The organism is Pseudomonas sp. LBUM1660, from assembly GCF_059695935.1.
This window is the reverse complement of the sequence record NZ_CP166795.1, coordinates 3473793-3497343: the sequence shown is the minus strand read 5'-3', so window position 1 is coordinate 3497343 and position 23551 is coordinate 3473793. Positions and strand designations below refer to the sequence as shown.

Here is a 23551-nt window from a genome sequence, read left to right as displayed (position 1 = left end):
GTCAAGCGACGGCTACGACGTCGAGAATCCGCTGGACCACCCGGTCCTGATCGATGCCAGCGGCTTCGGCTTCAAAGGAAAGAATGATGCGGTGGCGCAACACGTCGAACAGCACCGCTTGAATGTCTTCCGGGCTGACGAAGTCGCGACCGGCCAGCCAGGCGTGGGCCCGGGCGCAGCGGTCGAGGGCAATCGAACCACGAGGACTGGCGCCGTAGGCGATCCACTCGGCCATCTCCGGGTCGAACTTGGCCGGGGTGCGCGTGGCCATGACCAGTTGCACCAGGTATTCCTCCACGGCGTCGGCCATGTACAGGCCGAGGATTTCCTTGCGCGCGGCGAAAATCGCCTGCTGGCTGACCCGGCGCTCGGGTTTGGTTTCGCCGTTAAGGGCTTCGCCACGGGCCTGTTGCAGGATCCGGCGCTCGACGGCAGCATCCGGGAAGCCGATTTTGACGTGCATCAGGAAGCGGTCGAGCTGAGCTTCCGGCAACGGATAGGTGCCTTCCTGCTCGATCGGGTTTTGCGTGGCCATCACCAGAAACAGTGGCGACAGTTCGTAAGTGCTGCGCCCGACACTGACCTGACGCTCGGCCATGGCTTCCAGCAATGCCGATTGAACCTTGGCCGGGGCGCGGTTGATTTCATCCGCCAGCACCAGGTTATGGAAGATCGGTCCTTGCTGGAACACGAAGCTGCCGGTTTCCGGGCGATAGATTTCCGTGCCGGTGATGTCGGCCGGCAGCAGGTCGGGGGTGAACTGGATGCGATGGAACTGGGCTTCGATGCCTTCGGCGAGTTCTTTGATGGCCTTGGTCTTGGCCAGCCCCGGGGCGCCTTCGACCAGCATGTGGCCGTCGGCGAGCAAGGCGATGAGCAAGCGCTCGATGAGTTTTTCCTGGCCGAGAATCTGCGTTGAAAGAAAGGTTCGCAGCGCTAGCAGCGCTTCACGATGTTCCATCGATGACTGTTCCTGGAAAGGGTGACCGAAGACGTTCGAATAACGCCAGGGCTGGGGGCGCTACTTTAATCCATCGCGGGGGGCGACGACTAACGGCATTTTGTGCAAAGAGTGGGAAATGGTTGGGGAAATTGTTTGAAAATTGTAGGGCGGGGCAATGGTGTTGTTCTTTCGGACGCCTTCGCGGGCAAGCCTCGCTCCTACACCAGGACCCGTGCTGGACCTGTAGGAGCGAGGCTTGCCCGCGAAGGGGCCGGCACAGGCGCCGAAAATCAGAGCTCGCTGATATAGGTGCCAGTCCCCTTGAGGATGTTCTGCAACGTTTCTTCAACCTCCGCCAGATCGCTCGCATCGGTGCTGTGAATGATCTCCAGCGAATCATCCCCATTCAACGCATCCGCATCCGCCGCCGCGATTTCGATCAGCAATCGGGTAGGGCTGAGCGTGACTTTCACGCCATCGAGCGTCGAAGGCTCGCCGTCGAGGGTGATGTCCAGCGCGTCCTCGTCCGGGTAACGGGTCATCAGGAACATGTCGCCCTGATCGCTGTGGCAGCAGAGCATGGCCATGTTGTCTTCTTCGTCATCGCACGGGTTGACGATCAAGAGTGCGGTGGTCATTTGCATGGGGGGGAATCCTGGCTCGGCGAGCATTGTGAATGCAATAAAAGGCGATTCTGCCAGCCCTCGGGAATTTCTGCTCGCCTGAGTGTCAGAGTATGTGTCGTGAACACTTGGAGTGTTACTGGTCATTTCTGGTACGGATGTGCCGTAAAACCGGGGATAAAACGCCCGTTTTCCCGCACGGCTGCTAGTGTTGTTCGAGGCGCATGCCGTGAGCTGCGTACCGATGACCGAATATGTCGCAGCGCCGCAAGCACAGGCGTTACCGCACTCGTTAAGCTGCGCATCGAATGGATATCCGTAAAGGCATTGTGCAATTCATCGCACAGGCGTTTTTGCCGATAACCCTCATGGAAGGTGAATGTGACCTGAGTGTCTCGTCCAGCTTCACCCACCTGTCACCCTGTTTCCTCTGCCCGAGAATCAGGAACAGGGTGACGGATCGCCCCGAAAGGGGTTTTGCACGCGACGCTTCCATCAATAACAAGCCCAAGCGGAGTACCACAGATGGCGTTCTTCACCGCAGCCAGCAAAGCCGACTTCCAGCACCAACTGCAAGCGGCACTGGCCCAGCACATCAGTGAACAGGCACTGCCACAAGTGGCGCTGTTCGCTGAACAATTCTTCGGCATCATTTCCCTGGACGAGCTGACCCAGCGTCGGTTGTCCGACCTCGCCGGCTGCACCCTTTCTGCGTGGCGCCTGCTTGAGCGCTTCGATCACGCGCAACCGCAAGTGCGCGTCTACAACCCGGATTACGAACGCCACGGCTGGCAGTCGACCCACACCGCGGTCGAAGTGCTGCACCACGACCTGCCATTCCTGGTGGACTCGGTGCGTACCGAGCTGAACCGTCGCGGCTACAGCATTCATACCCTGCAAACCACTGTGCTGAGCGTGCGTCGCGGCAGCAAGGGCGAGCTGCTGGAAATCCTGCCGAAAGGCACCCAGGGCGAAGGCATTCTGCAAGAATCGCTGATGTACCTGGAAATCGACCGTTGCGCCAACGCGGCCGAGCTCAATGTCCTGACCAAAGAGCTGGAGCAGGTTCTCGGTGAAGTCCGCGTCGCGGTCACCGATTTCGAACCGATGAAAGCCAAGGTCCAGGAAATCCTGAGCCACCTGGACAGCAGCCAGTTCGCTGTCGATCCTGAAGAAAAAGCCGAAATCAAAAGCTTCCTGGAATGGCTGGTGGGCAACCACTTCACGTTCCTGGGCTATGAAGAGTTCGTGGTTCGCGATGAAGTCGACGGCGGCCACATCGTCTACGACCAGGATTCGTTCCTCGGCCTGACCAAATTGCTGCGCACCGGCCTGACCTACGATGACCTGCGCATCGAAGACTACGCCGTGAACTACCTGCGCGAACCGACCCTGTTGTCGTTCGCCAAGGCTGCACACCCAAGCCGTGTGCACCGTCCGGCCTACCCGGACTACGTGTCGATCCGTGAAATCGACGCCGACGGCAACGTCATCAAGGAATGCCGTTTCATGGGCCTGTACACCTCTTCGGTGTATGGCGAGAGCGTGCGGGTCATTCCGTACATCCGCCGCAAGGTCGAAGAAATCGAACGCCGTTCCGGCTTCCAGCCCAAGGCTCACCTGGGCAAGGAACTGGCGCAGGTGGTCGAAGTGCTGCCGCGCGACGATCTGTTCCAGACCCCGGTGGACGAGCTGTTCAGCACCGTGATGTCGATCGTGCAGATCCAGGAACGCAACAAGATCCGCGTGTTCCTGCGCAAAGACCCCTACGGCCGTTTCTGCTACTGCCTGGCCTACGTGCCGCGCGACATCTACTCCACCGAAGTGCGCCAGAAGATCCAGCAAGTGCTGATGGATCGCCTGAAAGCCTCGGACTGCGAGTTCTGGACCTTCTTCTCCGAGTCCGTGTTGGCGCGCGTGCAACTGATTCTGCGCGTCGATCCGAAGAACCGTCTCGACATCGATCCGGTTCTGCTGGAAAAAGAAGTGGTTCAAGCCTGCCGCAGCTGGCAGGACGATTACGCGAGCCTGACGGTTGAAAGCTTCGGTGAAGCGAGCGGCACCAACGTGCTGGCCGATTTCCCGAAAGGCTTCCCTGCCGGGTACCGCGAGCGCTTCGCCGCGCATTCGGCGGTGGTCGACATGCAGCACCTGCTGAGCCTGAACGAAAAAAATCCACTGGTGATGAGCTTCTATCAGCCACTGGGTCAGGTCTCCGGCCAGCGCGAACTGCACTGCAAGCTGTATCACGCCGATACCCCGCTGGCACTGTCCGACGTCTTGCCTATCCTGGAAAACCTCGGCCTGCGTGTACTGGGTGAATTCCCGTATCGCCTGCGCCACAACAATGGCCGCGAGTTCTGGATTCACGACTTCGCGTTCACCGCCGCTGAAGGCCTGGATCTCGACATCCAGCAACTCAACGACACCTTGCAGGACGCCTTCGTCCACATCGTGCGTGGCGATGCCGAGAACGATGCGTTCAACCGTCTGGTGCTGACCGCCGGCCTGCCTTGGCGCGATGTGGCGTTGCTGCGTGCCTACGCGCGTTACATGAAGCAGATCCGCTTGGGCTTCGACCTGGGTTACATCGCCAGCACCCTGAACAACCACACCGACATCGCTCGCGAGTTGACCCGGTTGTTCAAGACTCGTTTCTACCTGGCGCGCAAGCTCACCAGCGACGATCTGGAAGACAAGCAGCAACGCCTGGAACACGCGATCATTGCCGCGCTGGACGAAGTCCAGGTGCTCAACGAAGACCGTATCCTGCGTCGCTATCTGGACCTGATCAAGGCCACGCTGCGGACCAACTTCTACCAGACCGATGCGAACGGCAAGAACAAGTCCTACTTCAGCTTCAAGTTCAACCCGCACCAGATTCCAGAGCTGCCGAAGCCAGTACCGAAGTTCGAAATCTTCGTTTACTCACCTCGCGTCGAAGGCGTGCACCTGCGCTTCGGCAACGTGGCTCGCGGTGGCCTGCGCTGGTCTGACCGTGAAGAAGACTTCCGTACCGAAGTCCTGGGCCTGGTAAAAGCCCAGCAAGTGAAGAACTCGGTCATCGTGCCAGTGGGTGCCAAGGGCGGCTTCCTGCCGCGTCGCTTGCCACTGGGCGGCAGCCGGGACGAGATAGCGGCCGAGGGCATCGCCTGCTACCGCATCTTCATTTCGGGCCTGTTGGACATCACCGACAACCTGAAGGACGGCGCGCTGGTTCCGCCGGCCAACGTCGTGCGTCATGACGACGATGACCCGTACCTGGTGGTCGCTGCGGACAAGGGCACTGCAACCTTCTCCGACATCGCCAACGGTATCGCCATCGACTACGGCTTCTGGCTCGGCGACGCCTTTGCGTCCGGCGGCTCGGCCGGTTACGACCACAAGAAGATGGGCATCACCGCCAAGGGCGCGTGGGTAGGCGTTCAACGTCACTTCCGCGAGCGCGGCATCAATGTCCAGGAAGACAGCATCACCGTGGTGGGCGTCGGCGACATGGCCGGTGACGTGTTCGGTAACGGCTTGTTGATGTCCGACAAGCTGCAACTGGTCGCAGCCTTCAACCACCTGCATATCTTCATCGATCCGAACCCGGAGCCTGCCAACAGCTTCGCCGAGCGTCAGCGCCTGTTCGACCTGCCACGTTCGGCCTGGTCGGATTACGACACCAGCATCATGTCCGAAGGCGGCGGGATCTTCTCCCGTAGCGCGAAAAGCATCGCGATTTCCCCGCAGATGAAAGAGCGTTTCGACATCCAGGCGGACAAGCTGACCCCGACCGAACTGCTGAACGCCTTGCTCAAGGCTCCAGTGGACCTGTTGTGGAACGGCGGTATCGGCACCTACGTCAAAGCCAGCACCGAAAGCCACGCCGATGTCGGCGACAAGGCCAACGATGCACTGCGCGTGAACGGCAACGAACTGCGCTGCAAAGTCGTGGGCGAGGGCGGTAACCTCGGTATGACCCAACTGGGTCGTGTTGAATTCGGCCTCAATGGCGGCGGTTCCAACACCGACTTCATCGACAACGCCGGTGGCGTGGACTGCTCCGACCACGAAGTGAACATCAAGATCCTGCTGAACGAAGTGGTTCAGGCCGGTGACATGACCGACAAGCAACGCAACCAGTTGCTCGCGAGCATGACCGACGAAGTCGGCAACCTGGTCCTGGGCAACAACTACAAGCAGACTCAGGCCCTGTCCCTGGCGGCCCGTCGTGCCTTGCCGCGGATCGCTGAATACAAGCGCCTGATGAACGATCTGGAAGGTCGCGGCAAGCTGGATCGCGCCATCGAGTTCCTGCCGGCCGAAGAAGCCATCAACGAGCGCATCGCTGCAGGCCACGGCCTGACGCGTGCCGAGCTGTCGGTGCTGATCTCCTACAGCAAGATCGACCTCAAGGAAGCGCTGCTCAATTCCCAGGTGCCGGACGACGACTACCTGACGCGCGACATGGAAACCGCTTTCCCGCCGAGCCTGGTGAGCAAGTTCTCCGAAGCCATGCGCCGTCACCGTCTGAAACGCGAAATCGTCAGCACCCAGATCGCCAACGATCTGGTCAACCACATGGGCATCACCTTCGTTCAGCGACTCAAAGAGTCGACCGGCATGAGCCCGGCGAACGTGGCCGGTGCTTATGTGATCGTGCGTGACATCTTCCACCTCCCACACTGGTTCCGTCAGATCGAAGCCCTGGATTATCAGGTCTCCGCCGACGTGCAACTGGAGCTGATGGACGAGCTGATGCGCCTGGGCCGTCGTGCTACGCGCTGGTTCCTGCGTGCCCGTCGCAACGAGCAGAATGCTGCCCGTGACGTCGCGCACTTCGGTCCGCATCTGAAGGAGCTGGGTCTCAAGCTCGACGAACTGCTGAGTGGCGAGATCCACGAGAACTGGCAGACCCGCTATGAGGCTTACGTCGAAGCCGGTGTGCCGGAGTTGCTCGCGCGTATGGTGGCTGGCACTTCGCACCTGTACACCCTGCTGCCGATCATCGAGGCCTCCGACGTGACTGGCCAGAACCCTGCGGATGTGGCCAAGGCTTACTTCGCCGTGGGCAGCGCCCTGGACATCACTTGGTACCTGCAACAGATCAGCGCTCTGCCGGTTGAAAACAACTGGCAAGCCCTGGCCCGTGAAGCGTTCCGCGATGACGTCGACTGGCAGCAACGTGCGATCACCATCTCCGTCCTGCAACAGGGCGACGGCACTCAGGACGTGGAAACCCGTCTGGAGCTGTGGATGGAACAGCACGAAGGCATGATCGAACGCTGGCGCGCCATGCTGGTAGAAATCCGTGCCGCCAGCGGCACTGACTACGCTATGTACGCGGTGGCCAACCGTGAACTGCTGGACCTGGCGTTGAGCGGGCAAGCGGTAGTGTCTGCGCCTGTTACAACAGCTGCCGAGCTGGAACCGGCGGCCTGATCAGGCGTTGAATGAACAAGCCCCGCATTGAGAGATGCGGGGCTTTTTTTTGCCTGCAAGTTTTGTGTTGGCTGATTTGGCCCCTTCGCGGGCAAGTCGAATCGTCGCTCCCACATTTGAAATACATTCCAATGTGGGAGCGAGCCTGCTCGCGATGGGGTCATTAGCCTTAATACAACTTCTGACGCTGTTGCGTTATCAATCATCGAAACTTTATCAGTCGGCCTGGTCAATAAATTACTGAGCGACTGGTCAAACTTTTGCAGTGCCCGCACTTGCACATTCTGTTGTTCGTTAATATCCGCCACGATCTCTTCACTGCGTTTGTAGTCTGCCCATAATGGACTTAGCGCTTTGGCGTCATGCCCCTGCGCAGTGCCGATGTAGTTGAAGTTTGAGTCATAGAAGTCCGCACTCACATTCGCTTCGATATCCGAACTGCGCGATGTGATCAATTGGCGACGGGTGTCGACAATAGCGACCACATCGGGCTTCGCCGCCCTGAGGCTTTGCATGTCCGGGTACACCGTCACCGAGCCGAACTGACGCTGCAGGGATCACTTGACGAAACGTTAATTCGGGCCTTTATATTTATGGCTGTCCCGTCAGCGATCAGTTTTCCAGTGGGATCAACACTTTCTCGTCGGGGGACAACACCATGAATACCAACAGTTTGGCGGGCTTGGTTGTACTTGCATTTTTTGAGACCAAATGTTCCGAGCCGGCCGGTTCGTACATGTTCGCGAAGGTGAGGGGACCAATCCTCCGCATGATTGATGTAGCAGCTGCCGAGCAGCGCGAGGCTGCGTTCGGCTGCGAAGCAGTCGTAAACCCGACCCGCACGGTCCACCTGAAACACCGCGGGGTCTGATTTTACGACTGCTTCGCAGCCGAACGCAGCCTCGCGCTGCTCGGCAGCTGCTACACAGGGTTTGGCGTTAGCGAATCGGGAAGCTGTTGAAGTCCACGGTTCTGGCCAGGTTTTCATCGATCAGGCCAATAAATCCTTGTACTTCAGGGCAGTTGAAATGCGATTGCATGGCCGCTTCCGATTGCCAGCGGGCGCTGACGGTCCAGCGGTTGCTGTCCTCTGGGCAGCGGTCGACCATATAGGAATCACAGCCCGGTTGCTGACGCAGGGTATCGACAATCTTTTGCAGTTGCTTACCCAGCTCTTCCGAGCGGCCGGCGGCGGCCTGCACCTGTACGGTATTGATCACTTTGTTGGACATTGCTCACACTCCTGAATCAGGCCGGGCGAATCCTGCTCATTGAGGGATAACGCTTATGCAGGATAGGCCTGCACCTGTGGACAGCCAATAGCCAATCGCCGGAAAAAGCCGCAGACCAATCGATCAGGCCACCTGCTGCAAGATGTCGCGCAAACGGTCCAGGGCGACGTCGATGTCCAGGGTTTCTATGGCTCCAAAACCCAGGAAAAGCCCGGCCCGTGGTACTTGCTGGTAGAAAAAGCTGTCGATGGCGTAGAGCCCGACTTCGACCTTTTTCGCCAAGTCGATCACCAATGGAAGATCGATAGGCACTTTGCACATCACCACCATGTGGAACCCGGCCGTGGTAGGCACAGGTTCAAGCCAGGGTGAAAGGTCGCCCGCCATGCGCGACAGGATCCGCTCGCGACGCCCGGCATAGATCGTATGGCAGCGCCGGATGTGCTTGAGCAGGCAACCTTCGGCGATGAACTTGGCCAGCGCCCATTGGGGCAGGGTCGAGGTGTGCAGGTCGGTCAGTTGCTTGGCGCGGATGACGGCTTCAAGAATCGCCGGCGGCAACACCGCATAACCGAGGCGCAACTCCGGCAGCATGGTTTTCGAAAAGGTCCCGACGCAGGCGACGATGCCGCGTTCATCCATGCTTTGCAGTGAATCGGTCGGGCGGCCTTCATAGCGAAACTCGCTGTCGTAATCGTCCTCGATGATGATCGCGCCCAACTCGTGAGCTCGCTCCAGCAGTGCAGCCCGGCGCGCCTGACTCATCGGCATGCCCAGCCGGAACTGGTGTGACGGTGTGACGTAAATCAGCCGGGTACCAAGGGGAATCTTGTCCACCTCAATACCCTCGGCATCCACCGGCACCCCGATCACCCCGATCACCGTGGCCCCGTGGGTGCCAAACAGCAGCAGAGCCGGCGGATAGCCGGGTTCTTCCATGGCGACAATGCTGCCTGGACGGGTCAGCACCCGGGAGATCAGGTCCAGCGCCTGCTGCGCGCCGTTGCACACCACCACGTCTTCGTCCTGGCAATTGACCCCGCGGGAAAACGCGATGTGCCGGGCGATCGCGTTGCGCAGTGCCGGCAGGCCTTCGGGCAGGCTGTAGAAACCTTTGGAACCGGCAATCTGGCGCAACGCGTGGGACGTGCAGCGCCGCCAATCGTCCTGCGGAAACTGGCCTTTTGATCAAGATCCGCGCCTCGCAACTCAATGGCTGCGCGTTCTGCACTGACATGCATTCAGTGGACGCGCGGCGCCTTGGCGAGACGGATCGGCGCTTGTATTCGATTGTGGTGTGGCGCGACAGCGGCTTCTTCAACCCTCGCGAACGCGCCGCGCTGGCCTGGACCGAAGCGGTGACATTGCTCTCTGAAAGCCATGTGCCGGACGACGTCTACGCCGTGGCGCGTGAGCAGTTCAATGAAAGCGAAATGGTCGACTTGACCATCGCGGTCACCACCATCAACAGCTGGAATCGCCTGGCGGTGAGTTTTCGGCAAAGCCCCAGCAGCTGAATCGATTTTCCGTTCGGGGTGTCACGTCAGGTTCATAAACGCTGCGCAGGATGAGGTCCTCACGGATAGATCGACAGGAGTCATTGATGTCATTCATGGAATCCACCCCCGCCGCCCGGATCGACCCGGTGCTGGCGCAGTCTTTCCGGGTCAGTGCCCGTTGCGGTTGTTTCATGCAGGCGGCCCGCAGCCTCAATATCAAATCAACCCTGTTGCGCAAACACCTGGCGCAGCTTGAAACGCAATTGCAGTGTTCGCTGTTCAATCACCAGGACAATGGCCTGGCGTTGAGTCATGAAGGGTTGCAGTTGCAGGCGCAATTGATTGCGCTGGCTCATGAGCACGACGTGCCGGTGATCGAACAGCCCTTGATTAGGCTGGCCGTGGCTGAGTCGATTCTGCACGACATTCTGGGCCGCGATCTGGTCGCGCTGTTGCGACGCAACGCCAGCGTGCGCCTCGACATCATTACGCTGGACGGCGAACTGTCGCTGCAAGCCATCAGTGCCGATGTGGTGCTGTGGCTGGCCGGTACTGACTCACCGCTGCCAGGCCCGAGTTTCCCGGTCAGCGAGCCTCAGCGTCTGGCGCGACTGAACTATCTGCCGCACATCGCCAAACGGTATTCGCGGGTGGCGGCCCGCCCCGCCAGCCTCGATGACCTGGCCGACTTCATGTTGGTGCAATGGCAGCCGGATCGTCAGGTCGAGAGTTTTCGACCATGGAACGGCGTGGTCGACCAGCGCCTGGCCGGCGTGGTGCAGTTGCATTCTTATGAGCTGATGCTGGAGATGATTCGTTGCAGCGCCTGCATTGGTTTGCTGCCCAATTACATGAGCCGGTTTGACCGCGGCCTGATCGGGTTATCGGGGGTGTTCGACCAGTCGATGCAGAGGCAGGTGTGGATGGCCGTCAACGCCGAGTCCACGGGGCGGGCAGAAGTGCACATGATCGTCGAACTGATCCAAAACACCTTCAACGAGCGGCGCGAGTGGTTCGAAGCCTGACGCCGATCCACCTGTGGGAGCGGGCTTGCTCGCGAAAGCGGTGGGTCAGTCAAATCAATGCTGACAGACCCACTGCATTCGCGAGCAAGCCCGCTCCCACATTGGATCTCGCCATGCCGCAAGAAGGCATTGTAGAGTGGGCGGCCATGTCTGCATCAAGGATGAGTCACCCATGCCCGCCACCGATTCTGTCATCACCCTCGAACGCTTCAGCGAATCCCACATCGACGGCGTCACCGCGCTCTACAACGACCCGGCCATTACCCGTCAGGTCCTGCAAATGCCGTTTCAATCCGCCGAGATCTGGCGCCAACGCCTGGCGTCGGATAACGAGCGGCTGGTGAAACTGGTGGCGCTGCATCAGGGCTCGGTCATCGGCAACATTGGCCTGGAGCAGTTTTCGCGGATCCGCCGCAGCCATGCCGGCAATCTCGGCATGGCGGTCGCGGTGGATTGGCAGGGCAAAGGCGTGGGCTCAAAACTGCTGGCGGCGGCGCTGGACGTCGCTGACAACTGGATGAACCTGCAACGGGTCGAACTTTCGGTGTACGCCGACAACGAAGCGGCCATCGGCCTCTACCGCAAGTTCGGTTTCGAAACCGAAGGCCTGTTCCGCGACTACGCCGTGCGTGACGGCAGGCTGGTCGACACGTTGAGCATGGCGCGTCTGCGTCGCTCGCCCAGGTCCGACTGACTCAGTCACCCAACGCGAACGCCACCGCCGCCTGCGCATGCAGTTCGGTGGAGTCGAGCAAGGGCAGGGCGCTGTGCTCGGGTTTGATCAACAGGCCGATTTCCGTGCAGCCGAGAATGATCGCCTGGGCGCCTCGCCGGGTCAGCGACTCGATGACCTGCTGATACACCTTGCGCGACGCCTCGCTGATCACCCCGATGCACAACTCCTCATAGATGATCCGGTGCACGGCGTTGCGCTCCTCGGTGTCCGGCACCAGCACCGTCAACCCCCTCGCGCTCAGGCGATCCTTGAGAAAGTCTTGTTCCATGGTGAACGCAGTCCCGAGCAAACCGACTTTCAGCGCACCGCTATCGACGGCGGCTTGACCGGTCGGGTCGGCGATGTGCAAAAACGGAATACTGATCGCTGCCTGAATCTGCCCGGCCACCTTGTGCATGGTGTTGGTACACAGCACCACGCATTCAGCGCCGCCGGCCTCCAGGCGCTGCGCCGCATCCACCAGAATCGCCGCCGCATCGTCCCAGCGTCCGGCGTGTTGGGCCTGTTCGACAGGGCCGAAGTCGACGCTGTACATTAGCAATTTCGCCGACCGCAACGGCCCGAGCCGGTCGCGAACCTGTTGGTTGATGAGGCGGTAATACTCGGCGCTGGACTCCCAGCTCATGCCGCCGATAAGGCCGATGGTGCGCATGATGTGCTCCTGTGGTTGGCAACCCTTTGCGAGAGAGTGTCCAGTGGATTCCGGTTTCGATCTATCAGGAAATTTCACATGCCTGACGTCATGAGCCAGCGTTTGTTCGACGGCAACGTCTGCCTGCAACTCTTGCCCCGTGCGGCGTACAGCGCGCGTGACGCGGCGCAGTCGCAAACCCTCGGGGTGACGCTGGAGCGTCAGCAGGGCGTGCACGCGATCAATTCCGACCATCGGGTGGATTTCGATACCTTGCCGGGTGTTTTGGCTTATACGCCGATCGGCGTCGAGGTGTTCTCCGAGTCCGCCACCGGTGGTGAATACCTGTTGATGCGTCTGTACGAACCGTTTGCCTGTGAACCGTTACCCAGCGTCGCGCACCGTGTGCAGTCTTCAGGCAATCGACCCGCGCTGACCCTGGCGAGAGAGTTGCGGTGCCTGTTGCTCGCCCCACAGCCCGATCTGCTGGCGGTTGAGCAATGTACGCTGGGTCTCATTGAGTTGACCCACCAGAAAGTCGACACCACGCGCCAGGTCAATCCCAGGTCCTTCGCCCGGGTGCTGGAACAGATCGCCGAGCAGTTCCACCAGCCCCTGGCGCTTGCGCAATTGGCCGAAACATACGGGCAGAACCCGCTGCGGTTTCTGCGCGATTTCACCCAGGCGACGGGCCTGACGCCCCACGCTTATCTGGTGGAAATTCGACTTCAAGCGGCACGCCGCATGATCGAACACACTGACCTGAGCCTGGCGAGTATCGCCCTGGATTCGGGGTTCGCTCATCAGTCGCACATGGGCAGCGCGTTTCGCAAATACCTGGCCATGACCCCTAGCCAATACCGTTCACGCTTTTAGTCGTACGCCGGCAGCGCGCATCTGCCATGCTCAACGTCCGCAGCACCGCTTCAACCAAAGGAACACTGCAATGGACGACGTACAGCAACTGGGCGAGATGCTTCGCCACTACGCAGAAAGCGAAGCGCACAAGAAGCAAGTGTTTGAGTCGCAATCGGCCGTGTGGGCGACGCGTATCGGTGAATTGTTCGACCAGATCCAGCAATGGCTGGAGCCGGTCCAGGTGCCGAATCTGCTGGAGGTGAGTCGCGAGGTGTATGTCGCTTCAGGGCCAAGCGTTCCGGCTGAGACGTCGACGTTCAAGACCGAGAAACTGGGCATTGTCATTGCCGGTAAACCGGTGGAGTTCGTGCCGGATGTGATGGGCGCCGGCGGTCAGATTTCGTTGGCGGTGATGGGGTTGACGGCCGCGCGGTATGGCAGCATTTCGTTGGTGTGCCTGCCGCCGTCGATCAGCTGGCAATGGCGCAAGACCAATGGCTTGAAAGACCCGGATACGTTTGCCTTCGATGCGAACTTCCTGGCGCAGCAGTTGCAGAGCCTTATTCCCCGCGAACGCGGCTGAATCCACCAATCCATTGTGGGGCCGAGCTTTTGTGGCGAGGGGATTTATCCCCGTTGGACTGCGCAGCAGTCCCATTTTTGGGGCCGCTTCGCGACCCAACGGGGCGGTGCGACGTTTCGTTAAATCCCCTCACCACAAAGGCTCGCTCCCACGGGTAATGTGCCAGGTGGGTCAGATTTCGAGGTTGCCCCAGCCGGGTTTAGCTTCTTCCGGGGCCACTGCCTTCACAGTCTTCCCCGTCGCCAACTCCACCCGCCGCGCCACCTCAGGGTCATCGGCAAACGGAATCAGGCTGGCATCCTCCAGGCTCTCGGCCGTCTGGTGTTTCAGGCAATACTCGATTGCCAGCCAAAACCCCACGACCCCAAACAGATTCAGCACTATCTCGGTCATCTCAAACCTCACGCAATCTGCGCTTCGCGTTCAGCCATCGCCACGTCTGAAACCCGTACCGTGCGCCACGTGTTGTAGGCCATCAGCAACATGCCGCTGAGGAAGAAAACCCCGCCGGCAAAGCGCACCACGAACCCCGGATGGCTGGCCTGCAAGGCCTCGACGAACGAGTAGGTCAGGGTGCCGTCGTCGTTGATCGCACGCCACATCAACCCTTGGGTGATGCCGTTGACCCACATCGAGGCGATGTACAACACCGTGCCGATGGTCGCCAGCCAGAAGTGCAGGTTGATCAGCGGCGTGCTGAACATTTGCTCGCGACCGAAGACTTTCGGGACCATGTGGTAGATGGCGCCAAACGTGATCATCGCCACCCAACCGAGAGCACCGGCGTGGACGTGGCCGATGGTCCAGTCGGTGTAGTGGGAGAGGGCGTTGACCGTTTTGATGGCCATCATCGGCCCTTCGAACGTCGACATCCCGTAGAACGCCAGCGACAGCACCAAAAAGCGCAGGATCGGGTCGGTGCGCAATTTATGCCAGGCGCCCGAGAGCGTCATCATGCCGATGATCATCCCGCCCCAACTCGGTGCCAGCAGGATCAGCGACATTGCCATGCCCAGTGACTGCGCCCAGTCCGGCAACGCGGTGTAGTGCAAGTGGTGCGGGCCGGCCCAGATGTACAGGGTGATCAGCGCCCAGAAATGCACGATCGACAACCGATAGGAATACACCGGCCGCCCCACCTGTTTCGGCACGAAGTAATACATCATCCCGAGGAACCCGGTGGTCAGGAAAAAGCCCACCGCGTTGTGCCCGTACCACCACTGCACCATGGCGTCGGTGGCCCCGGAATACACCGGATAAGACTTGAACCAATCCACCGGAATCGACAGGTGATTGACCACGTGCAGCATCGCGATCACCACGATGAACGCGCCAAAGAACCAGTTGCCGACGTAGATGTGTCTGGTATTGCGCTGCACCACGGTGGTGAAGAAGACAATGGCGTAAGCCACCCAGACCACGGTCATCCACACCGCGCCGGAGAACTCGATCTCGGCGTATTCCTTGGTGGTGGTGTAGCCCAGCGGCAAGGTGATCAGCATCACCACAATCACCGATTGCCAGCCCCAGAAGGTGAACGCCGCCAGTTTGTCGGAGTACAGCCGCACCTGACACGTGCGCTGTACCGCGTAGTAACTGGCGGCGAATTGCGCGCTGCCGGCAAAGCCGAAAATCACCAGGCTGGTGTGCAGCGGGCGCAAGCGGCCGAAGGTGGTCCACGGCAGGTCGAGGTTCATCTCGGGCCACACCAGTTGCGAGGCGATCCACACCCCCATCGCCATCCCGACGACGCCCCAGACGATGGTTGCCACGACGAATTGGCGGACGACCTTGTAGTTATAGGCCTGTCCGATTGTTGCTGTGCTCATGGTCAATGCTTCCACGGTTGCAAAGTCTTGCCAGGCCACCCGGACTGGCATGTCGTCCACTGTAGAAACCCTGCCGAAAACAAAACAGGCTCAGAAAAACCGAGTTTATGCGGATCAGATACGAGCCCTGCCTGCGGTGATCTGACGCACTCTGATACGGTTTTTTAGTATTCAGGTGAATCTGTAACGTGCTGCGCCGCAGGTTCATAGTCACTGCCACAAGCACCGCCACCCCTGTAGCAGCTGTCGAGCACCGCGAGGCAGCGTTCGGCTGCGAAGCAGTCGTCAAACCAGGCGACTCGGTCTGTCAGGTAAACCGTGGGCACAGGATTTACGACTGCTGCGCAGCCGAACGCTGCCTCGCGGTGCTCGACAGCTGCTACAAATCATGGCTGTGGTGTTTTTGCTTGGGCCGCTGATGGCATTTTGGTAGAGTCCGCGCCTTATCAGGGAGTTGGCAAAGAAAGGAGTCTGGTTTGAGTGTGGGCAAAAAGATTTTGGGGCTGATTGCGCTGTTGCTGATGTTGGCGCTGTGGGCCAGTTATTTTTATGTGTTCAAGGAAAACCGTGAAGGCCAGTTGGGCGCAGCTTTCGACAGTACGGCCTGGTGCGGCACGCCTCCGGCCAGCGATGCTGCGGCGCTTGGCAAGGATCAACTGACGCTGCGCATCACCAACACGGTGCGCGGCGAGTTCATGCTCAGTGGTGCCGTGGTGGTGTCCGAGCGCACCTTCAACCGCTACGATCTGGGCCGCAACGAACTGCGCCTGCGTCTGGAACCCTTGCAGTGGTCGTTCGGTGTCACGCGGATTTTCCTTGAGCAGGTCAAGGTCCAGCCGCTGAGCCGCAACCTCGCGTCGGCCAACAAAAGCGCCTACGCCGAACTCGAGCCAAGGCCCATCGGGGTGCAGGGCCGGGCCACGGATTTTCCCTTCGATACCTACCGTTATGGCTACAAACCGGTGCTGTATTACCTCAAGGGCAACGAGCGCATCGACCTGAGGTTCAAAAACATCACCACACTGATGGAGATGTCGAACACCTTCACGCCGGTCCAGAAGTACAACCGCGTCGACTACATCAACGAACGCAACTCGATGATCCGCGATGAGGACTACAAGGCCTACAGCGCCCACGAGTGCGCGTTCAGCGTCGAGCGCAAAGGCTCGTTTAAGGTGATCGTGCTGCTCTTGTTGCTGGTGATGTGCCTGCCGCTGCTGCACGTGTTCTATCGCGATGAACCGGGGATCGATTTTCTCGCCACGCTGGTGAGTATCGGCGCGATTCGGGTGTTGCTGGTGGGGCCGATGCAAGATTTCCAACTGTATACCATCGACTTTCTGTTCGCCGGCGTGATTATCTTGGTGGGCACGGTGTCGCTGATCAAGGCGATGCGGGCGAACAGCCGGCGGGAGTTGGCGTTGAAGAGTGGGTCGTCCTGGTAATTCCACGGTCCATGTAGCAGCTGCCTTGTGGCGAGGGGATAAATCCTCTCGCCACAAGGCAGCTGCTACGAAAGCGTCACTTCAACGCCGGATCCCCCATGTTCATTTTCTTCCAGCCTTGCAACAGCACCTGCGCCTTCGGTTCCTGCCCGTTATCCAGGTAGTACTGGATCAGCGACAACCGCGCATTGCGGTTGGCCGGCTGCACTTTCAACAACCGCTCCAGCTCTGCACAGGCCTCATCGACCTTGCCGCTGTCGTGCAACGCCACGGCCAGCACGTAGCCGTATTGGACGTTTTGTGGTTCCAATTGCGCGGCTTTGCGCAAGGCCGGCATGGCTTGGGCTGACTGACCTGCGCGCACCAGCGACAAGCCCAGGGTGTGTTGCAGGAGGGCGGCGTCCGGGTGTTCTTTCAGGCTCTGCGCCAACAGCGTCTGCGCGTCCTGGCCGCGTCCATCGGCTTCCAGCCATTGCACCAGCGTGACCAGCGCCGGGTAGAAATCCGGATCACGCTTGAGGGCGGTGCGCAGCAGCGATTCGACTTCGCCGTTGCGCCCGCTGGCCTGGTAGAGCATCGCCAGGTTGAGGTTGGCCTCGGCGCGCTCGGCCAGGCTTTTTTGCACCGCTTCGTATTCGGCAATGGCCGCGTTCCAGTTGGCCTGGGCGCTACCCAATCCGTTGCGCGCGACGCTCAGCAGGTCCCGGGCCGCGACGATCCGCACCGCCTTCACCGGATCGCCCAGCAATGGCGTCAGCAGCGGCGCACGCTCCGGTGGCGGCAGGAACGCGCTGATCGCCCGCACTGCGCTTTCACGCACTTGCGGTGCGGGGTGGCTCAAGTCCTTGGTCGCGAGTTTCAAGGCCTGTTCGCTCGGGTACAGCGGCAGTTCTGCGAGCAATGTCGCACGCTGAATCGCCGGAAGATTGCTGCGCTGAAGCTGCTCGTACAAGGCTTGCGCGGCACCGGGCTGACCGTTGCGAATCAGCCACAGGCTTTCGTCATAGCGTGGCGCCTGCGCGGTAGTTGCGGTGTTCCAGAGCTTGAATTGTTCGGTGACCTTGTCGCTGGCCTTGCCTTGGTGACAGGTCAGGCAGGCGTCCGGCGTGCCGAGTTTTTTCGCCCGCTCCGGATTGGGAATGCTGAAGCTGTGGTCGTGCCGGAAGTCGTTGCCCATGTAGAACTTGCCCGGCATGTGGCAATCCACGCATTGGGAGCCGGGCTGACCTTGAGTGTGGCGAGTGTGTTCGATGGAATCGTAGTTCTTCGCTTGCAAACCCTTGCCGTCGACGCCTGCCACCGAAGTCTTGCCGGCGGTGTTGTGGCATTGCAGGCAAACACCGTTGCCCGGCGCCTTGAGTTCGGTGCTGTGGGGGTTGTGGCAGTTGCTGCAACGCACGCCCTTGTCGAACATTTTGCTTTGGGCGAAGGAGCCGTGTTCGAACACTTCATCCTTGATCTTGCCGTCCAGCGCGTACAACTCGCGGGTCAGGGTGCTCGGCAGGTAGTCGTCCATCAAGCGCTTGCCAACGGTGTAGCCGTCATCCAGCGGTGCGCGGCGCGAATGGCAGCGGGCACAGGTTTCGATTTCGACCGTGGCGTCCTTGTCCTTGAGGTCGACCGCAAAGCCGGCATGGATCAGATCACCTTTCTTCGCCGTCCATTCCAGGTGGTTGGACGCGGGCCCGTGGCACGCCTGGCAACCGACACCGAGGCTGTTCCACTGACTGTCGAAGGTGTTTTTGGCCGCGTCGAAATTGCGCTTGTAGCCGGTGGTGTGACACTCGACGCACATGAAGTTGGCGTTCTGGCTCGGCTTGCTCCAGTGCAGCGGGTTCTTGAAATTCACGCCCTGGCCCGGATAGAGGTGGAACCAGCGGTTTTTCTCGGTATCCCAGGCCACGCCAAGCGCTTGCAAGCGACCTTCACCCACCTCGATCAGGTATTGCTGCAACGGCGCGATGCCGAAGGTGTAGGCCACTTTGAAGTCGGCATTCTTTCCATCAATGCCGGGCGTGTTGACCCAGAACCCGTCATCCTTGCGCGAGAAACGGGTGGTTTCGTTTTGCGCCTTGAACGTGACGTTATTGAAGTCGCCCAGCATCGTCTCGGCATTGGCTTCCTGCATCGCCAATTGGTGATGGGAGCCCTGCCAATCCTTCATCTGTTCGCTGTGGCAGCCCTGACACTGTTGCTCATCGACCATCTTCGCCGGTGTCACGACGACGGGTTGTGGTTTGGCCGGCTGAACGGCCGGCGTACTGACGGGCACGGTTTTGATCGGCGCTGGCGTGCTGCTCAGCAGAAACCAGCCGATCGCCGCCATGGCCACCAGCAATACGCCGATGGTCACGGGAAACAGGTAGCGGTTAATCAGGGTCGGTGGCGAATCAGGGTTTGCCTGTGCTGCTTTATTTTTAGGGTTCGGCATGGCGACTTCCGTAGTCCAGTTGCGTTTGCCGTCAGGCGCGCATTCAAGCTCGGTGCAGCTTTGCCGGATGCTCTGCGTCTGTCAAATGGTGTGGAGGTTAACCCTATGAAGTGATCCCTATTGCACGGGTGGACGCGACGGTCAACAAGGCCAGCGGTACTCCTGACCAGGAGACGGTGCCGGCCACCGAAGCGGTATTCATTGATGGCCTCTGCGTCGGAACGCCGCCCGGGGCAAGCCAGGCGCCCACAAGTTTACGCATCCCCCTGAGGGAGCGTGGCTTGCCCGCGATGGCGGCCTCAAGAACAACACATCACTCAATACTCAGCTCGCGCCAACCGGTTGTAATGGCTGATCAGCGAATCATATCCACGCGTCACCGCATAAAAATCATCACTCAATCGCTGTGGTTCAGCCTTGTTCTTCCAGTCCTTGTGCAGAGCATTCAAGGCATCCAGATACTTCTGTGTCGGCCTGGCGATGTGCGACCAGAGATAACTGGGTACTTCGTTACGTTTTTGCGTTTCCGGCATATGGCGTTGGCCGAACTGCTGCAGGTAATCCAAGGCCAATTGCAGTTCAGCGATGGTTTTAGCCAGTGCCTGCGGCGTCAGGGTTCGATTGTTCACGCCCTCGGTTACAAGGTTCAGCGTGTCCCTGGCCTGGATCATGTAGGCCAGCAAATACCAGTGAATGTCCTTGCCCAGACGCGCTTCGATCAGGTTGAGTTGCTCGCGCCGTTGTTCAAGGTCCAGCCCTTCAACCTGCTGCCTCAGTACCGTTGACGCCGTGAGGTAGCCCTCGGCCCTGGGCCTGAATTGATCGGCAAAAGCGGGCTGCACCTCACTGATGGCGGTCGAAAAACGCGCCTGTCGGTAAAAGGTGATTTGCTGCGTAAGCGGCATTACTTGCTGTAATGCCTGCGCGTAGGCATCGGCTTTCAACGCCAGCGGTGGGTTGTATTTCAGCAGCTTGAGCTTTTCGCTGATTTTCGGCGAACAGATATCCCTTTGAATGGCGGGCGCATCACTGGCACCGTTGTCGTCGAAATCCTGCTGGTTGGCGATCCAGTCTCGCACCGGTTCCGCAGGTTGCTTCGGCGATTTGTACAGTTCGTAGGCCACCCGCCAATGCACGTCGACCCGGTTGATGCAATCGATCACCGTGCTCAGGGCATTGGCCTGCGCGGTGAGCGGAGCGTCGTGTTGATCCAGCCACAAATCGATGCGGGCAACGAATTTCGAAGAGCCGGCCAGCCCCATCAGGATCAGCATCACAATGGTCGCCACCGGGAACAGCCATTTCGGGTTCATGGCTGTTTCTCCTGGCCGTACCACTGCTCAACAGTGGCCGGTGCGTTGCATTCACTGGCGGTGACCGGCATCCGGCTGCACAAGCGTTCGGTCCACTGTTGCAGGCCTTGGTTGCGGTTGACCGTACTTTGGCTTGAGATCACTTTGAACACGCCGAGTACTAAAACCAGCACCAAAATACCCGCGCCTATCAGGATGCGTTTGAGCAAGGGGCTGGCGTGTTGCCAGGAAACGTGCGGTTTGACCTCCCGTCGGCGGATAAGTCCGACACCCGTTAGTGTGATGACGTAAACGATGCTGCCGACCACGCCATACACGTTGCCAATGCCCGCCGCCATCGCCATGCAGGGAATCAAGTCGCGCAGCACGCCAAACGGCAGGGGCATGAGCGAGGGCGAAAGGCGCACACTCAATCGATCGTCCAGCAACCAAAATCGATGGGCAACGTGCGCCGTCAGCCAGTTGAGTACCCAACCGGCGACCGCGAATATCACCGACCAGAACACCGCGACGCCGATCAATCCGCCCAGACGCGTGCCCAACGGCGCGAACTGAATAAAAGAGCCGACCAGGCAGGCCAGGACAATACCCAGGTACATCGGCCAGCTGTCATGGGTATGTTCCCAGTCACGCCAGAAGAACGGTGTACCGCCGGGCAGGTCTGCGCAGATGTCCGGGTGGTTGGCGTACAACGCAGAGCTGAGCTTGCGGCATTGCACCCAATCGTCTTCGCGCAAGCGTCGGGCCAGGGCGCGGCGGTGACTGAACGTGCCAGGCGCCAACAGCAAGTGGGCGGCGCGATGTTTCGGCGTGGCGGCGGGTTCGGCGGCGAGGCGCTGTTGCCGGGCCAGAAATATCGGCGCTTCAAGTCGCTCCGCCAAGCGCTTGCGCTGCTGCGACAACTGTTCGATCAGGTCTTCGTCCAGTTCCAGGCGCTGCCAGAGACTGAACCAGTGAAAGGTTTGCATCGCCCATTCGAGCAGTGCTTCGGACGTCTCGAAGTGTTCGACGCAATGCCTCAGCACCGCATCTTCCATGACATCGACCGCGCCATGCTCAAGGGCGGCGGCATAACGTTGTTCGAGCTCGACACGGCTGACACCGTCCAGCGAACGGGTGACCCGTTGCAACGTGTCGACTTCAACCACCGTCAGCCCAGTCAGGTCCCACGGGGCATCGTCGCCCGAGTCATCCGCGCGCAATTGCTCCCATTCCTTGATGCTCAGCGCGTGTTCATACGCCTCACGCAGACGCTGAAAGCCCTCGGGGTCTTCATCCGGGCGCGTCTGTTTGAGCAGGATTGCGTATTGGCGTTTGATACTGCGTGTATCGGCATCGGCCGGGAGGCCAAGGATGGTCCAGCAATTCATTGCGTGTGCAACTCCATGAAAACCCGCGACGCGATCCAGTAGTGGCATTTTGATCTTGCGCACCCTACCTGTTTCGCGTCAAAAAGTCCTCGGGTCTTACATCAGTCGCCGACGAACCAGCGGTAATGCCAGTCGCCGAAATCGCATGGCCGAGGCTGCCTCCAGGGTGAGTTTCGGTAGCCACTTGCGTATGCGAGTCATCTGACTGGCTCCTTTTGCTCACTAGCACCGCTCAAGCGCGACAAACGTTTATTGCAGTCCTGCGTAACGCTTTTTTATTGCACTTGCTCGGGAGCGGCCGCATCGAACGGATAGATCCGGCGCCATTCGGACGCCATGTCCACGATAGTCCAGCCACGGGTTTTGGCTTCGTCCAGAGCCTTGTCCAGCCGGCCGATCTGCGATTGACGGTCATAGGCCCATTCGCGCTTGGCGTCGGTGTGATGCACCAATCCCATGAAGCGTTTGCCCGGTCCTGCGGCGGTCCATTGCAGCATTTGCAGATCGCCATCGGAGTTGCCGAACGCCAGGATCGGCCGGCGCCCGATCACCGCGTCGATGCTTTCCGGTTTGCCCGGGCCGTCGTCGTTGTGGGCCAGTTTCGGGGTGCGCATGATCGAGGCCTTGCCGTCCTTGAACTGGAACGCGGTGACAAAGGTGGTGCCGATCACTTGCTCCGGCGGTATGCCGTATACCTTCTCGGCAAAGGCGCGCATGAACGCAGTGTCGCCCCCGGAGACGATGTAGGTCTTGAAGTCCTTGCTGCGCAGGTAGTCGAGCATTTCCAGCATCGGCTGGAAGATCATCTCGGTGTACGGCTTGCCGGTTTTGGGGTGTTTGGCCTGGCTCAGCCAGGTCTTGGCGTAGTCGTCGAAGGCGTCGGTGGTCATGCCGGTGTGGGTGGCGCCGAAGATTTTCAGGATGCCGTCCATGCCTGTGGCGGCGAGGGCCTGGTGATCGTTCTCCAACACGGCTTTGAAGGGCTGGGTGGTTTTCCATTCCGGGTGTTGCGGTGCGGTGCGCTTGACCTCTTCGAGGGCAAACAGCAACTCGAAGTACATCGGCTGCTCGCTCCACAACGTGCCGTCATTGTCGAAGACGGCGATGCGGTCTTCGGGTTTGACGAAGTCCTTGCTGGATTGGTCGGTGACTGCCTGGACGAACTCGATGATGTTTTGCTTCGATGGTCCGTCGTTCCACGACGGCAGGGGTTCGGCCGCGAGGGCCAGCAGCGGTATGCTCAAGGCCAGCGCAAGCAACAGCTTCAGCCCGTGGCGTTGGCGGATCGATATCGGGTTCGTCATGGGAAGTCCTTCTCGTAAACAGGGTTAAGTGGGCGTAAGGCGTGAGCAGCAGGAGGCGGGTTGCGCTTGGCCTGACTATGCAGCGTAGCCAAGGATTTCTCAGTTGGCGCAGCGCCTGATCTTCGGTCGGATGCCGGCTGTAACAGGCGCGCAACAGGTTTTGCAGGCGCGGGCCGAGGTTGCCCAGTTTCAGGCCCAGGCGGCTGCGTCTGCCCCAGAGGTACAGGGCGCTCAGTTGTGCCGGTTTGTCATCGATCTGCACCGGGACTTTCCGCCAGGCGTGTCGATCGGGGTGCTCCTGC

16 protein-coding genes and 5 pseudogenes are annotated in these 23551 nt (G+C 60.0%); 7 read left to right on the top strand and 14 right to left on the bottom strand.

Annotated elements, in window-relative coordinates:
• Nucleotide 1 precedes the first annotated feature (1 nt).
• On the bottom strand, nucleotides 2–961 hold the full coding sequence (locus tag ACA068_RS16355; RefSeq protein WP_003218556.1) for an AAA family ATPase: 960 nt from the start codon (nucleotides 959–961) through the stop codon (nucleotides 2–4).
• Nucleotides 962–1233: 272 nt separating this feature from the next.
• Nucleotides 1234–1587, bottom strand: coding sequence for a hypothetical protein (locus tag ACA068_RS16350; protein ID WP_462035196.1), 354 nt, complete (start codon nucleotides 1585–1587; stop codon nucleotides 1234–1236).
• Between the two features lie 504 nt (nucleotides 1588–2091).
• Here ACA068_RS16350 and ACA068_RS16345 point away from each other — a divergent pair.
• Nucleotides 2092–6993 (top strand): NAD-glutamate dehydrogenase, encoded by a 4902-nt coding sequence (locus tag ACA068_RS16345; RefSeq protein WP_497303186.1) that lies wholly within the window; start codon nucleotides 2092–2094, stop codon nucleotides 6991–6993.
• Nucleotides 6994–7187: 194 nt separating this feature from the next.
• On the opposite strand, the pseudogene ACA068_RS16340 reads toward ACA068_RS16345, so the two are convergent.
• The 4 genes and pseudogenes from ACA068_RS16340 to ACA068_RS16325 form a co-directional block, all read right to left on the bottom strand.
• Nucleotides 7188–7550: pseudogene (locus tag ACA068_RS16340) on the bottom strand (ATPase); the annotation flags it as partial.
• A gap of 55 nt (nucleotides 7551–7605) precedes the next feature.
• Nucleotides 7606–7728, bottom strand: a pseudogene (locus tag ACA068_RS16335) (cupin domain-containing protein); the annotation flags it as partial.
• Between the two features lie 203 nt (nucleotides 7729–7931).
• Nucleotides 7932–8225 carry a putative quinol monooxygenase gene (locus ACA068_RS16330; protein ID WP_497303184.1) on the bottom strand — a complete coding sequence of 98 codons (294 nt, stop codon included), beginning with the start codon at nucleotides 8223–8225 and terminating at the stop codon, nucleotides 7932–7934.
• A 123-nt stretch (nucleotides 8226–8348) separates the two neighbouring features.
• Nucleotides 8349–9413 (bottom strand): annotated as a pseudogene (locus ACA068_RS16325) (aminotransferase-like domain-containing protein); the annotation flags it as partial.
• Between ACA068_RS16325 and ACA068_RS16320 the strand changes: the two are divergent.
• From ACA068_RS16320 to ACA068_RS16310, 3 genes and pseudogenes are all read left to right on the top strand, one after another.
• A pseudogene (locus ACA068_RS16320) lies at nucleotides 9410–9742 on the top strand (carboxymuconolactone decarboxylase family protein); the annotation flags it as partial. The pseudogenes ACA068_RS16325 and ACA068_RS16320 sit on opposite strands and share 4 nt — an antisense overlap.
• A gap of 86 nt (nucleotides 9743–9828) precedes the next feature.
• Complete coding sequence (locus ACA068_RS16315) at nucleotides 9829–10749, top strand: LysR family transcriptional regulator (RefSeq protein ID WP_497303182.1); 921 nt, start codon at nucleotides 9829–9831, stop codon at nucleotides 10747–10749.
• A gap of 172 nt (nucleotides 10750–10921) precedes the next feature.
• Nucleotides 10922–11443, top strand: coding sequence for a GNAT family N-acetyltransferase (locus ACA068_RS16310; protein ID WP_497303180.1), 522 nt, complete (start codon nucleotides 10922–10924; stop codon nucleotides 11441–11443).
• 1 nt (nucleotide 11444) lies between these two features.
• Here ACA068_RS16310 and ACA068_RS16305 read toward each other — a convergent pair whose 3' ends face one another.
• A complete protein-coding gene (locus ACA068_RS16305) occupies nucleotides 11445–12137 on the bottom strand; it encodes an aspartate/glutamate racemase family protein (protein WP_497303178.1) in 693 nt (230 codons plus the stop codon).
• 78 nt (nucleotides 12138–12215) lie between these two features.
• On the opposite strand from ACA068_RS16305, the gene ACA068_RS16300 reads away from it, so the two are divergent.
• The gene (locus ACA068_RS16300; protein WP_497303176.1) at nucleotides 12216–12992 is read left to right on the top strand and encodes a helix-turn-helix domain-containing protein; all 777 of its coding nucleotides are present in this window, start codon (nucleotides 12216–12218) and stop codon (nucleotides 12990–12992) included.
• Nucleotides 12993–13062: 70 nt separating this feature from the next.
• Complete coding sequence (locus ACA068_RS16295; protein WP_497303174.1) at nucleotides 13063–13557, top strand: hypothetical protein; 495 nt, start codon at nucleotides 13063–13065, stop codon at nucleotides 13555–13557.
• A 171-nt stretch (nucleotides 13558–13728) separates the two neighbouring features.
• Here the strand turns inward: ACA068_RS16295 and ACA068_RS16290 are convergent, their stop codons facing one another.
• Nucleotides 13729–13950: a cbb3-type cytochrome c oxidase subunit 3 gene (locus tag ACA068_RS16290; RefSeq protein WP_461959084.1), complete on the bottom strand. Its 222-nt coding sequence runs from the start codon at nucleotides 13948–13950 to the stop codon at nucleotides 13729–13731.
• A gap of 8 nt (nucleotides 13951–13958) precedes the next feature.
• A complete protein-coding gene (ccoN, locus tag ACA068_RS16285; protein ID WP_497303172.1) occupies nucleotides 13959–15386 on the bottom strand; it encodes a cytochrome-c oxidase, cbb3-type subunit I in 1428 nt (475 codons plus the stop codon).
• Between the two features lie 476 nt (nucleotides 15387–15862).
• Here ccoN and ACA068_RS16280 point away from each other — a divergent pair, with 476 nt between their 5' ends.
• Nucleotides 15863–16831, top strand: a complete 969-nt coding sequence (locus tag ACA068_RS16280; RefSeq protein ID WP_497303170.1) for a hypothetical protein — start codon at nucleotides 15863–15865, stop codon at nucleotides 16829–16831.
• Between the two features lie 76 nt (nucleotides 16832–16907).
• On the opposite strand, the gene ACA068_RS16275 is transcribed toward ACA068_RS16280, so the two are convergent.
• The 5 genes and pseudogenes from ACA068_RS16275 to ACA068_RS16255 form a co-directional block, all read right to left on the bottom strand.
• Complete coding sequence (locus ACA068_RS16275; RefSeq protein ID WP_497303169.1) at nucleotides 16908–19262, bottom strand: tetratricopeptide repeat protein; 2355 nt, start codon at nucleotides 19260–19262, stop codon at nucleotides 16908–16910.
• A gap of 317 nt (nucleotides 19263–19579) precedes the next feature.
• Nucleotides 19580–20575 carry a DUF3829 domain-containing protein gene (locus ACA068_RS16270; RefSeq protein WP_497303167.1) on the bottom strand — a complete coding sequence of 332 codons (996 nt, stop codon included), beginning with the start codon at nucleotides 20573–20575 and terminating at the stop codon, nucleotides 19580–19582.
• Entirely contained in the window at nucleotides 20572–21945 is a 1374-nt protein-coding gene (locus ACA068_RS16265) for a J domain-containing protein (protein ID WP_497303165.1), read from the bottom strand. The genes ACA068_RS16270 and ACA068_RS16265 overlap by 4 nt, the downstream gene beginning before the upstream one ends.
• A gap of 275 nt (nucleotides 21946–22220) precedes the next feature.
• Nucleotides 22221–23249, bottom strand: a complete 1029-nt coding sequence (locus ACA068_RS16260; RefSeq protein ID WP_497303163.1) for an HAD family hydrolase — start codon at nucleotides 23247–23249, stop codon at nucleotides 22221–22223.
• A pseudogene (locus tag ACA068_RS16255) lies at nucleotides 23246–23532 on the bottom strand (BatD family protein); the annotation flags it as partial. The pseudogene ACA068_RS16255 and the gene ACA068_RS16260, both read right to left, overlap by 4 nt.
• Nucleotides 23533–23551 lie beyond the last annotated feature (19 nt).

What these genes read in the sequence shown, in the direction of transcription:
- ACA068_RS16355 (WP_003218556.1), bottom strand. Translation starts at nt 961, where the DNA reads ATGGAACATCGTGAAGCGCTGCTAGCGCTGCGAACCTTTCTTTCAACG.
- ACA068_RS16350 (WP_462035196.1), bottom strand. Translation starts at nt 1,587, where the DNA reads ATGCAAATGACCACCGCACTCTTGATCGTCAACCCGTGCGATGACGAA.
- ACA068_RS16345 (WP_497303186.1), top strand. Translation starts at nt 2,092, where the DNA reads ATGGCGTTCTTCACCGCAGCCAGCAAAGCCGACTTCCAGCACCAACTG.
- ACA068_RS16330 (WP_497303184.1), bottom strand. Translation starts at nt 8,225, where the DNA reads ATGTCCAACAAAGTGATCAATACCGTACAGGTGCAGGCCGCCGCCGGC.
- ACA068_RS16315 (WP_497303182.1), top strand. Translation starts at nt 9,829, where the DNA reads ATGTCATTCATGGAATCCACCCCCGCCGCCCGGATCGACCCGGTGCTG.
- ACA068_RS16310 (WP_497303180.1), top strand. Translation starts at nt 10,922, where the DNA reads ATGCCCGCCACCGATTCTGTCATCACCCTCGAACGCTTCAGCGAATCC.
- ACA068_RS16305 (WP_497303178.1), bottom strand. Translation starts at nt 12,137, where the DNA reads ATGCGCACCATCGGCCTTATCGGCGGCATGAGCTGGGAGTCCAGCGCC.
- ACA068_RS16300 (WP_497303176.1), top strand. Translation starts at nt 12,216, where the DNA reads ATGCCTGACGTCATGAGCCAGCGTTTGTTCGACGGCAACGTCTGCCTG.
- ACA068_RS16295 (WP_497303174.1), top strand. Translation starts at nt 13,063, where the DNA reads ATGGACGACGTACAGCAACTGGGCGAGATGCTTCGCCACTACGCAGAA.
- ACA068_RS16290 (WP_461959084.1), bottom strand. Translation starts at nt 13,950, where the DNA reads ATGACCGAGATAGTGCTGAATCTGTTTGGGGTCGTGGGGTTTTGGCTG.
- ccoN (WP_497303172.1), bottom strand. Translation starts at nt 15,386, where the DNA reads ATGAGCACAGCAACAATCGGACAGGCCTATAACTACAAGGTCGTCCGC.
- ACA068_RS16275 (WP_497303169.1), bottom strand. Translation starts at nt 19,262, where the DNA reads ATGCCGAACCCTAAAAATAAAGCAGCACAGGCAAACCCTGATTCGCCA.
- ACA068_RS16270 (WP_497303167.1), bottom strand. Translation starts at nt 20,575, where the DNA reads ATGAACCCGAAATGGCTGTTCCCGGTGGCGACCATTGTGATGCTGATC.
- ACA068_RS16265 (WP_497303165.1), bottom strand. Translation starts at nt 21,945, where the DNA reads ATGAATTGCTGGACCATCCTTGGCCTCCCGGCCGATGCCGATACACGC.
- ACA068_RS16260 (WP_497303163.1), bottom strand. Translation starts at nt 23,249, where the DNA reads ATGACGAACCCGATATCGATCCGCCAACGCCACGGGCTGAAGCTGTTG.